1 protein-coding gene is annotated in these 13,503 nt (G+C 42.3%); it reads left to right on the top strand.

Annotation, left to right across the window (positions count from 1 at the left end; genetic code table 11):
- Positions 1–13,503, top strand: a 13,503-nt coding sequence (locus tag O9324_RS01910; RefSeq protein ID WP_288139343.1) for a Calx-beta domain-containing protein, incomplete at both ends; no start/stop codon positions are given.

The following is a 13,503-nucleotide window of genomic DNA, read 5'->3' as shown; positions in this document are numbered from 1 at the left end:
AGAACTTTACCCATGTCAATGGCACAGTATTTTTTACAGCAACTAACAGTGCCAACGGGACGGAATTATGGAAGCTAGATGCCAGTGGTAATCCAGTTTTAGTGAAAGATATTCGCACCGGAAGTAATAGTTCCAGTCCCACCACGCTCTACGCGGTTGGCAACGCCTTATACTTTACCGCCGATGATGGGGTGAATGGTCGAGAATTATGGCGTAGCGACGGGACAGCACAAGGTACAGTTCCCTTGGAAATCTATGTCGGCTCCAGCACCCCAAATGTAAGTAATTTGATTGATATTGGCGGAGTTCTCTACTTTACCGCTAATAATCCCACTTACGGAACCGAACTCTGGCGCATCAACTCTACGACTGGCAATCCTGAAGTTGTAGATGTTCATTCAGGTGCATCAAGCTCCAGTCCTGCTAACCTAACTAATGTCAATGGCACACTGTATTTTACCGCTACGACTAGCGCAACCGGGACAGAACTTTATCGCATAAATAACACCACCGGAAATCCAGTTCTGATTGACATTAATTCAGCCGGAAGTAGCAGTTCATCGCCGAGTAATTTAACCAATGTCAACGGGATACTTTACTTTACCGCTACGACTAGCGCAACCGGGACAGAACTTTATCGCATTGATAACGCCACCGGCAATCCGGCTTTAATTGATATTGTGTCGGGTAGCAGTAGTTCTTCTCCCTATAACTTGCTCAATGCTAATGGCGTTCTCTATTTCACTGCTTATAATAATACAACTGGGTGGGAACTTTGGAAGGTTGATCCGACGACAGGTAATCCAGTCTTCCTCAAAGATATCTATGACGGCAGTAATAGTTCTAGTCCCGGCAATTTAACCTATAGCAACGGTAAACTATACTTCAGTGCTGGTAATTACAGCCAAGGGGTAGAGTTATGGCAAACCGATGGCACCCCAGAAGGTACAACTTTAGTTAAAGACATTAATGCCACAACCTTGGCTTCTAGTCCCAGCAACTTTATTAAAATTGGAGACATTCTCTATTTCACCGCCAACGATGATGTCAATGGCACCGAACTGTGGCGAGCGAATCCGGCTACTGGTGTTGTCTCCCTGCTGGATATTTATCCCGGAAGTAATACTTCCAGCGTCAGCAACCTAACAGATGTCAATGGCACACTGTATTTCACGGCCAATAATGGCACTAACGGAACAGAACTTTATCGCATTGATAACACCACTGGAAATCCAGTTCTGATTGACATTAATTCAGGAAGCGGTTATTCATATCCGAGTTATTTAACCAATGTCAACGGCACACTGTACTTCCAAGCTTATACCCCAACGAGTGGTTATGAACTGTGGAGAATTGACCCAGCGACGGGAACCCCCAGTGTCATTCAGGTTGTATCCGGCAGTGGCAGTTCACACCCCTATAACTTGCTCAATGCTAATGGCGTTCTCTATTTCACTGCTTATAATAATACAACTGGGTGGGAACTTTGGAAACTTGATCCAACGACAGGCAATCCAGTCTTTTTGAAGGATATTTATGTCGGCAGTAGTAGTTCTAACCCCGGCAATTTAACCTATAGCAACGGTAAACTATACTTCACTGCTGATAACGGGGTAAATGGCGTAGAGCTTTGGACAGTAAATGTTGACCAGATAACTACCATTGGTGTTGTTGAGAAAACCGGAAATGAGGATCAGGTTATTCCCTTTACAGCTAATGACTTTGCCAGTGTCTTTAACAGTGGTAGTGGTGTCCCCCTAGCCAAAATCAAGATTATTAACTTACCGAGTAACGGACTTCTTAAGTTAAATAATAGTCCAGTTGCTGTTGAACAAGAAATTGCTGTAGCAAATTTAGGCAATTTAACCTTTACCCCAAATACCAACTACAACGGAATCGCTGGTTTTACTTGGAACGGTTCGGATGGAACCAATTACGCACTTAACCCATCAACCGTAGCTTTAACTATTAACTCAATTAACGATGTTCCCACCGTTGCTAATCCCATTACCGATACCAGTATTTTTAGCAATCGGTCTTCCAATTTCACTATTTCTGCTAATACTTTCCAAGACTCCGATGTTGGCGATTCTTTAACCTACTCAGCCACCTTAGCCGATGGCAGTACCCTTCCCAGTTGGTTAACCTTTAATGATCGCACTTTTAGTGGTAATCCTAGTGCGGCCCAAGCGGGACAATATGATCTAAAAGTTATAGCAACCGATCAGAGTGGTGCTTCCACAAGCGATAGCTTTGTCTTGAGTGTGGTGAATAGCGCTCCGTGGAATATCACCTTAGATAACAGTACTGTTCCTGAAAACAGCGCTAATAATACTGTTATTGGCCTGCTAAGTGCCTCGGATAACAATACTAACGATACTCATACGTTTACTCTGATTAATAATGCCGGTGGACGATTTGCGATCGTTAATAATCAATTGGTGGTCGCTGATGGTAGCTTATTGGATTACGAAACCAACACCCAACATACAATCCGAGTCAAAGCGACTGACAATACAGGATTATCCTACGAACGCAACCTCACGATCTCTATCTCTAATGTCACAGACGATCTCGCTGGGGTCTTGTCCTTTACCGCCGCTGCGTTTAGCGTCAACGAAAATGGTACAGCGGTGAATGCTGTTACCCTGCAAAGGACTAATGGTAGCGAAGGAACGGTCAGTGTTAATGTCTTATTAAGTAATGGGACGGCGGTCTTTCCCGATGACTACAATTCCCTAGCTGTCCCTGTAGTTTTTGCTCCTGGAGAAACCAGTAAAACCGTAACTCTTCCTATAGTCAATGATTCTGATTTTGAAGGGAATGAAACCCTAAATCTAACCCTCAGCAGTCCCACTGGTGGCGCAACATTAGGGACGCAAACTACAGCTACCTTAACCATTATTGACAATGATTTACCAACGGTTTCCCTCGCGGTCTCTCCTGCGAGTGTGACAGAAGATGGAACAAGTAATCTTGTTTACACTTTCACTCGGACTGGAAATACAGCTAATCCTCTCACTGTTAGTTTTAATGTGGGAGGAAATGCAACCTTTAATAATGACTATACCCAAAATGGTGCGGCTAGTTTTAACAGTACCAGTGGAACAATTACTTTTGCTGCGGGTTTGGATACAGCAACTTTAACCATTGACCCCACAGCGGATACTATCTTTGAACAAGATGAAACAGTTAGTTTAACTCTGGTTTCTAGTGCTAATTATAATCGAGGAACAACCAATACAGTTACTAGCACTATTATTAATGATGATGTTAATGCGGGTGTTCTCTCTTTTAGCAATTCTCAATTTAGTGTGAATGAAGATGGTACTGTCGTTAATGCTGTGACGATTAATCGTACAGGAAATACCACAGGTGCAGTTAGTGTCACAATCAATCTAACAAATGGAACAGCAACTGCACCATCTGACTACAATAACACCGCAATTACCGTCAACTTTGCCAATGGTGAAACCAGTAAAACCGTCACCATTCCCATTGTTAACGATAGCCAATTTGAAGCAGACGAAACCGTCAACTTAACCCTTTCTAACCCGACGGGTGGCGCAACATTAGGAACCCAAACGACAGCAGTTTTAACCATCATTAATGATGACTTACCGCAACGAGGAATCATTAGCCTCAATAACAGCAACTACACCGCAAATGAAAACGGAACAGCCAATATCACATTAACTCGGATTAATGGAAGTGACGGGGAAGTTAGCGTTATTCTAACCCCTAGTAATGGAAGTGCAATTGCACCTGATGACTACACAAACACCCCCATTACCGTCACCTTTGCCAATGGAGAAACCAGTAAGACTGTTACTATTCCTATCGTTAGCGATAATGAATTTGAGTTTTATGAAACTGTAAACTTAACTTTAACTAATCCTACGGGTGGAGCAACATTAGGCAATCAAAGCACTGGCAAACTTATTATTTCTCCTGATTTTACTCTTAATGGAGTTGCCAAACAAACCCTAGATATTAATAATACTAACCCAGTTTTACGCCTTACAGATGGTTTGGGGCAAAGCGGCAGTGCATTCTTGACTAATCGTATCTCTTTAGAGAATAACGCATCTTTTAGCACTGCCTTCCAGTTTCAAATTTCCAATCCTCAAGGAATTGCTGATAATGACGGACAAGGAGCCGATGGTTTAGTATTTGTTGTAAAAACAGTGGCTAATAACACTGGTGGTAGCGGTGGGGGAATTGGTTACTCTGGAATTAATCCCAGTCTAGGGATTGAATTTGATACTTATAACAATGGTTCAATTGATGATGGCAGTGGCAATCATGTAGGAATTAATATTAATGGTAATATTGATTCTGTGGTACTTCAGCCTATTCCGACCCGATTGAATAATGGCAATATCTGGACGGCGTGGGTCGATTATAATGGAGTTGATACTTTATTAGAAGTACGTCTTGCTTCAACAAATCAGCGTCCAGATAATCCCTTGTTATCCTATAGCGTTGATCTTATTTCTGTTTTACAAACTCCTAATGCCTACATTGGGTTTACTTCTGGAACGGCTGCAGCGAGTGGGTATCATGACGTTTTAAGCTGGGATTTTAATACCACTTATAACCCTATTTCATCTGGAAAAATTGCTTTTAGTTCTCCTACTTATAGTTTCAACGAAAATGGCAACATTGTTGCGGCGGTAACAATTAATCGAACTGGAGGAAGCTTCGGGGAAGTTAGCGTTATCTTAACCCCTAGTAATGGCAGTGCAATTGCAGGAGAAGATTACACTAATACACCCATTACCGTCACCTTTGCTAATGGAGAAACCAGTAAAACTGTTACTATTCCTATCAATAATGACAGTATTTATGAACCGACAGAAACCGTCAACTTAACCCTATCTAACCCAACGGGTGGCGCAACTTTAGGAACCCAACAAACCGCCATCCTGACGATTATTGATAATGACGCAGTATCAGGAGTTATTCAATTTAGTAATGGGACTTACTCCATCAATGAAAATGGAACCCCCGTTACCGCAGTTACTTTAACTCGTAGCAATGGAAGTGATGGCGCAGTTAGTGCAACTATTAACCTAACAAATGGAAGTGCAACTGCACCATCTGATTACAATAACACCCCCATTACGGTTAACTTCGCCAATGGGGAAACCAGTAAAACCGTCACCATCCCCATCGTTAACGATACTCAATTTGAACCCAATGAAACCGTCAACTTAACCCTATCTAACCCAACGGGTGGCGTAACATTAGGAACTCAGACGACAGCAGTTTTAACCATTCTTAATGATGATTTACCGCAACCTGGAATTATTAGTTTTAACAGTGCTAATTATTCCGTTACTGAAAATGCCAATAGCTCACCAATTCAAATTTTAACAGTTGATTCGCAAACCAATATTTATCCCATAGGTCAACCTAAAGTATATTCTCAAGTGTTAACGAATGGACAAAAATATCGTTTTGAAATTTCGGGAACATGGAGTCCAGACTATCGAGTAAATAATTGGTTGGTTGACGCAAGATTTGTAACAAGAGATGACTTTGTAAGCGTCAATGACAGTGATTCTGTTTATGGTGATTTTGGATTATATTCCAGCGTTCTTGGCAATAATAATGATGACTTCTTAGGTAATTATCAAGCCAATCACATTTATTCTTTAGAGTACGAAGGTAAAGGACAACCAGTTGATTTTTACATCTATGATATAAATTCGGGAGATAACTTAGGTAAATATACTATTAAGATTTTTGAAGTCAACACGATAACGCTGAACCGTACTGGAGGAAGTGAGGGAACAGTTAGTGTTACCTTAACCCCCACTGATGGTACAGCAACCGCAGGAAGTGACTACACTAATACACCCATAACTGTCACCTTTGCGAATGGTGAAACCAGTAAAACTGTTACTATTCCTATTGTTGATGATAGTATTTATGAACCGACAGAAACCGTCAATTTAACTCTCTCTAACCCTACTGGTGGCGCAACCTTAGGAACCCAGCAAACCGCCACCCTGACGATTATTGATAATGACGCAGTATCAGGAGTCATTCAGTTTAGTAATGCGACTTACTCCATCAATGAGAATGGAACCCCTGTTACCGCAGTTACTTTAACTCGTAGCAATGGAACTGATGGCGCGGTTAGTGTCAGAATCAATCTAACCAATGGAACAGCAACAGCACCATCTGACTACAATAACACCGCAATTACCGTCAACTTCGCCAATGGAGAAACCAGTAAAACCGTCACCATTCCCATTGTTAACGATAGCCAATTTGAACCCAATGAAACCGTTAACTTAACCCTATCTAACCCAACGGGTGGCGTAACATTAGGAACCCAGACTACAGCAGTTTTAACCATCATTAACGATGACTTACCGCAACGGGGAATCATTAGCCTTAATAGCAGTAACTACACCGTTAACGAAAACGGAACAGCCAATATCACCTTAACTCGCACTAATGGAAGTGACGGGGAAGTTAGCGTTATTCTAACCCCTAGTAATGGCAGTGCAATTGCAGGAGAAGATTACACTAATACACCCATTACCGTCACCTTTGCTAATGGAGAAACCAGTAAAACTGTTACTATTCCTCTCATCAATGACAGTATTTATGAACCAACAGAAACCGTCAACTTAACCCTTTCCAATCCCACAGGTGGCGCAACATTAGGAACCCAACAAACCGCCACCCTGACGATTATTGATAATGACGCAGTACCGGGAGTTATTCAATTTAGCAATGCGACTTACTCAGTCAATGAAAATGGAACCCCCGTTACCGCAGTTACTTTAACTCGTAGCAATGGAAGTGATGGCGCGGTTAGTGTCAGAATCAATCTAACCAATGGAACAGCAACTGCACCATCTGACTACAATAACACCGCAATTACCGTCAACTTCGCCAACGGAGAAACCAGTAAAACCGTCACCATTCCCATCATTGATGACAGTATCTTTGAAGCAACAGAAACCATCAATCTCAGTCTGTCTAATCCCACCAACGGCGTAACAATCGGATCACAAAACAGCGCAATTGTCAATATTATCGACAACGATTTTAAACCCACCTTAACCGTTAATATTAGTGGGGAACAAGTCACCGAAGGTAACGCGATTCAGGGAACCGTCACCCGCAATACCGACACCACAAACCCCTTAACAGTAACCCTCGTTAGCAGCGACAACACCCAACTGACCGTCCCGACCACAGTAACCATTCCCGCTGGGTCAAATTCAGTTAACTTTAACCTGAATGCAGTTGATGATACCTTAATAGAACTAGCAAAAAACTACACCATTATCGCTACAGCACAAGGATTTGTTAGTGGTTCAGATACCCTAGCAATTAGTGACAATGATGCAGTTACTTTAACCTTAAACATTGCTACTGTTAATATTAACGAAAATGGGGGTAAAGCAACAGCAACAGTCACCCGTAATCTCGTTACCGATACACCACTACAGGTGCAACTATCCAGCAGTAATACCGCAGCAGCAACCGTTCCTGCTACTGTTATCATTCCCGCCAATCAAGCATCAGCTACCTTTGAGATTCAAGCAATTGATAATACAATTCTTGATGGAACAAAATCTGTCACGATTACCGCCAAACCTACCTACACAGCAACCAATACCGCCTTACCAACCGGAAATGCAACAGCCAATATTAACATCATCGACAATGAAAGTCCCAGTTTAAAAGTCGTTATTGACAAAGATGTTATCTCAGAAACGGGAACCGCAACAGCAACTATTACCCGTAATACTGATACCAGCAGCGACTTAATTGTTACCCTCAATTCCAGCGATACCACCGAAGCAACCGTCCCCAACACAGTAACAATTGCTGCGGGACAAACTTCAGCCACCTTCACTATTACCGGAATCAGTGACGGAATCAACGATGGTAGTCAAACAGTAACAATTACCGCTTCAGCAACAGGATTAAATAGTGGGAGTGATAGCTTAGAAATCACCGATATCAATGTTCCTGATTTAGTCCTCACTCAATTACAAGGAATCCTCCCCACTTATACAACTAAGCAGTCTCAATTCACCTACACAGTCACCAATAACGGGATTATTGCCGCGACAGGAAGTTGGAAAGACCGAGTTTATTTATCAACCGATAATAAATTAGACACCAACGACACCTTATTAGGAGAATTTGGCTTAGGAAGTACAGAAAATCCAGCCAATTTATTACCCGGAACATCCTACAATCGCACAGTCACTTACTTTGCTCCCCGTAATCACGGACAATATTACCTCATTGGGGTGACAGATAACGGAAATACCGTTAATGAAGGCTTAACAATTGGGGAAAGCAATAATACAACGATTACCCCAGTAACAGTAACACCGGCTTATCGTGGTACGGTTTATTCTGACACAGAAACTGCCATCGCGGGTAATCCAGTAACTCTCAGGGGACAAGCATTAAGTAATAGTGATAACTCTCCTGTCCCCTATGAATTTGTCAAAGTCCGGGTAGAGAATAAGGGAAATATTCGAGAGTTTGATGCGTTTACTGATGGAAATGGTAATTTTGTCCGTCAATTTACTCCCTTACCCGGAGAAGCGGGAACTTATAATATCAATGCTTATTTCCCTGGGTTTGCGAGTGAAGATACTACCCCAGAAGATAGTTTTACTCTCTTAGGAATGCGGTTTGAACAAAATGACCAATTCTTAACGCAGGTTTCCCAACGGATTACCGAAGGAACCACCTTTAATGGGTCAGTGAAACTACAAAACCTGAGTAATCTAGGATTATCGGGATTAACTGCTACTGTCAATGGTGCGCCAAGTGATTGGACAGTTAATGTCACCCCAGAGAAAACGAGTTTAGGGGGTAATGAAGAAATCACGGTCAATTACAGTATTAATGTCCCCGATGATAAATGGAGTTATTACAACTTTGGTCTGGGATTAAGTACCACTGAAGGCGTTACCGCGAATCTACCAATACGAGTAGATGTGGCGCGACTGTTACCCCGTTTAGTTGCGGATACTAGCAGTTTACAAGCTTCGATGTTGCGGGGAGGTCAAACAATAGTCGAGTTTACGGTTAGTAATCAAGGGGAGGTTGCGTCAGGAGAATTAAATATTCTGCTTCCTGATGCGCCTTGGTTAAAGTCCGCTTCTGCGGTTAAGCTACCTTCCTTGAATCCCGGTCAATCAACGAAAGTTTCCTTATTATTACAACCGTCAGCGAGCCAAGAGTTAACGGTTTATAACGGAAATGTCGTTATTTCTGGGGATGAAGCCTCCTTAAGTTTACCGTTTAATTTCCGAGCGATTTCGGAAGCGAAAGGGAATCTTAATATCAATGTAGTGGATGAATTATTCTTCTTTGCAGAAGGTTCACCCAGGCTAGAAAATGCGACAATTACCCTATTAGACCCCTTTACAGGAACCGTTATTTCCTCAGAAAAAGATGCCGATGGGATATTGTCTAAAACTGATTTAGCAGAAGGGTATTATAAACTGCGGATTACTGCGGATAATCATGATGCTTATGAGCAGAATATCTATATTGGTGCAGGGAAAACCGAAGAAGTTCAGGCATTTTTGTCACGACAAACAGTTAAATATACTTGGACAGTAACGCCGACAGAAATTGAAGATAAATATATTATTACGGTTCAATCGACGTTTGAAACCAACGTCCCAATTCCTGTAGTAACAATTGACCCGCCTTTAATCGATTTAGAAAATTTACAAGCAGTTGGTCAAGTCACACAAATTAACATGACTGTGACTAATCACGGATTAATTGCAGCCAATGATATTAAGTTAAATTTTGGTGAACATCCTTTTTATAAAATTGAGCCGTTAATTAATAATTTTGATGGGTTAGCCGCAAAAAGTTCTCTAACTATTCCTGTAAGAATAACAAGAATCGCCGATTTTGATACTTTACCAAATAGTGCTGGAGAACTTTCAACTCTAGCTACACCATCAGTTCCTTGTTCAATTTCTGGTTCTCTTGGTTGGTCTTATCCTTGTGGAGGAAATGATGTCCAAAAATCGACAACCATCGCCTTTAATAATGTAGAAGGAAACTGTGCTGGTGGTGGTATCGGCGGCTTTGGCGGTGGCGGCTTTGGCGGTGGTTCTATTTATTCGCCAACTCCAGTTGTTCTTGATATTAATCCCTGTTGTGTTGAAATTACCCTGTTTGAAAAAGATTTTTCTAGTTACTTTGAACCATTTGTAGAGACAGCAGAAACAGCAGTTAACGCCTATTTAGCAGTACAAACAGGTAAATTAGCCGAAGTGGATCTTGAGGTTTCCGCCGAAGCGGAGGTTAAAACCTGCTGCGATCCTATAGGAATATCTTATGGTGCTTCTGCTGAAGGAACAGGAAGGCTTATTATCGGACCAAATCTATCTCAAGATTTTGAATTATCTGTACCTGAAGAACTATTATTAGGATCGATGTTTAGCAGTATCTCTCTATCAGGAGAAGGCTTCATTGGAATTACTGTTGAACCTTACATTGAGATTGATGGATTTATTGGCGAAGAGTGCGGAGAGGATTTTAAGATTTCTTTAAGTGGAACAGTAGGCTTAGACTTTAACGCCGGAATTACCGGTAATATTAATGCAAAAGCTGAATTTATTAATGGTCAAGCTCCAGAATTTGAAATAGTAGCCGCCGAAGGCGGACTTTTCGGAGGCCTGTCTTATACTTTTGGTTATTCTACCAGTGAAGGGTTCTATAGTTCTTTTGAGTCGAGTGGATTGTATCTGAGTGCTTATGCTAGTGCTTTTGGTTATACTATTAGTCCTTTTGATAATCCAGCCACCCCAGAAGTTGAAACACGTAAATATTTAATTGATCCAGTCAATCCAAGTAATGTTTTTGAAATTAACAATATTCCCGTCTTTGATTTTGATGTATCCTCTCTTGAAAAAACTATTACTGAACAACTGCAATCTCAAGCTAATGAAATACTATCAAGACCAGAATATCAAAGATTTCTGATAACATTAGACAAGCCAGTAGGCAAGCCAGAAAATACCAACAATCAATTGTCTACTTCAGAGCAAGCAAGTGTCTGCGCTCAAGTCACCATCAAAATCGACCAAGAAGCAGTAATGACCCGCGCTGCCTTCCTTGGCAATTTAGAAATAGAAAACGGTAACGCTACCAACCTCGAAAACCTCTCCGTTATCCTCCAAATCAAAGACGAAAACGGCAACATTGTTAACGATAAATTTGGCATTACTGACCCCATTCTCAGCAATATTACCGCCGTTGACGGAACAGGAATCTTAACCGGAGATAACCCCGACACTACCCAAGACGAAGGAATTGGTAGCGCCAAATGGACCTTCATTCCTACCAATTTAGCCGCGCCAGAAATTCCCACCCAATACAACATTGGTGGAACCCTCTCCTACCTGGAAAACGGCAAAACTATCACCGTCCCCCTACTTTCTACTCCTATTACTGTTTTCCCGCAAGCCGAACTTTACCTCGACTACTTCCATCAACGAGATGTCTTCGCCGATGACCCCTTCACCGATGACATTGTAGAAACATCCGTCCCCTACTCCCTCGCTGTCCTCATCAGAAATGAAGGAAAAGGAGACGCAAAAAACCTGAGAATCACCTCGGGACAACCGAAAATCGTCGAAAACGAAAAAGGCCTATTAATAGACTTCCAAATCATCGGTTCCGAAGTCAACGGACAAGGCGTTACCCCCTCCCTAACCGTCAACTTTGGCGACATCAAAGCCGGAAAAACCGCCGTCGCTGACTGGTTACTCAAATCCAGCTTACAAGGGAAATTCATCGACTACAAAGCCACCTTTGAACACATCAACAGCCTTGGTAAAGCTGAACTTTCCCTCATCAAAGAAGTCAAAATCCACGAACTAATTCATACAGTTCAAGTCAATCATTCCAACCCCGACAACTTACCCGACTTCCTCGTTAACGAAACCTTTGACGCACAATTCACCCCCGATATCATCTACTTCAGCAGTGGTGGAACCGCACCCGTCAAAGCCGTTAAAAACGCCACCATTGACGCACCCCCAACCCTCAATGATTTAACCGTTCAAATTAGCGCCACCGTCGAAAATGGCTGGACTTACTTCCGCTTAGATGAACCCAGTAACAGTCAATACGACATCGTTAAAATCTTGCGGTCTGACGGGACAGAAATTGGCTTAGATAACTTCTGGACAACCGACCGTACCTTCCCCGCTACCGGTCGTCCAATTTATGAAAATATATTACATTTTCTTGACAATAACGCCACCGGAGGAACGAAAACCTACACGGTTGTTTATACTCCTGGCGGACCCACTATTACTGATATTATTGATGTCAGTCCCGACCCACGCGCCACAGCAGTTAACGCCATTACCCTTGACTTTTCCGAACCCATACAAGCCAGCAGTTTCGATTACAATGACATAAGCTTAACCCTAAACAATGGCACAAACTTAATCAACTCCACCGTCACCATTGTTTCCCTCTCTCCTACCCGTTATCAAATCAGCGGATTAAACACCCTAACCAACAACGATGGAGACTATCTACTCACCGTCAACGCCACAGGAATCCAAGACACCAGTGGTAAATTTGGTAGCGGTTCACTAACAGAAACTTGGAAGAAAACCGCTGGCGGTAATGCAGACACCACCCCACCAGTAGTAACAGATATTGTCAATCTCTTAATCAACCCACGCAATCAACCGGTTCCCTCTTTAACCGTCACCTTCTCCGAAAAAATTGACCTCAGTACCTTCAATTGGCAAGATATTACTCTCACCCGTAATAACGGAACCAATTTAATTAACAATACCGTCACCATCACCGCCATCAATGACACCACCTATCGCATTAATGGATTAAGTGGATTAACCGCAACCGATGGAACCTATAACCTGACAGTTAACGGTAGTGGAATCCAAGACTTATCTGGTAACTCAGGAAATGGAACCCAGTCCGAAAGCTGGGTAATGGATACCATCGCACCCGCAATTCCTACTAACATTACAGTTACCAATCCCCTCACCCCTTCAGGGATAAATATTGAAAGCCTCGCGCTACTACAGCCTTTAACTGTATCAGGACAAACCCGAATTGATACCACCAATCCCACCATTAGCGGGGAATTAGGAGAAACCGGATTAAAAGTCTTCTTCTACGACAAAACCACCAGTCAACTCTTACAACAAGCAGCCGTAACCGGAAGCCAATTTAGTAGCAAAGTTCAACTTCCCTCACCCGGCGCAAGAGACATAGAAGTACGGGTAGAAGATACCGCAGGAAACACCACCAATACAACCCTAAGTCTATTTGTAGATACAAGCCAACCAGTCCTTACCCAATTTCTCAACGTTCCCACCTCAACCGCCAACCCCATCAACAGTATTGACGTTCAATTCTCCGAACAAATTAACCTCAATACCTTCGATAAAAACGACATTACCTTAACCCGTGATGGTGTTGCTTTAACCCTAC

It is taken from the genome of Microcystis sp. LE19-84.1B, from assembly GCF_027531875.1.
GTDB classification, from domain to species: Bacteria; Cyanobacteriota; Cyanobacteriia; order Cyanobacteriales; family Microcystaceae; genus Microcystis; species Microcystis panniformis.
The sequence above is the reverse complement of the archived record's forward strand: the minus strand, read 5'-3'. Positions and strand labels throughout refer to the sequence as shown.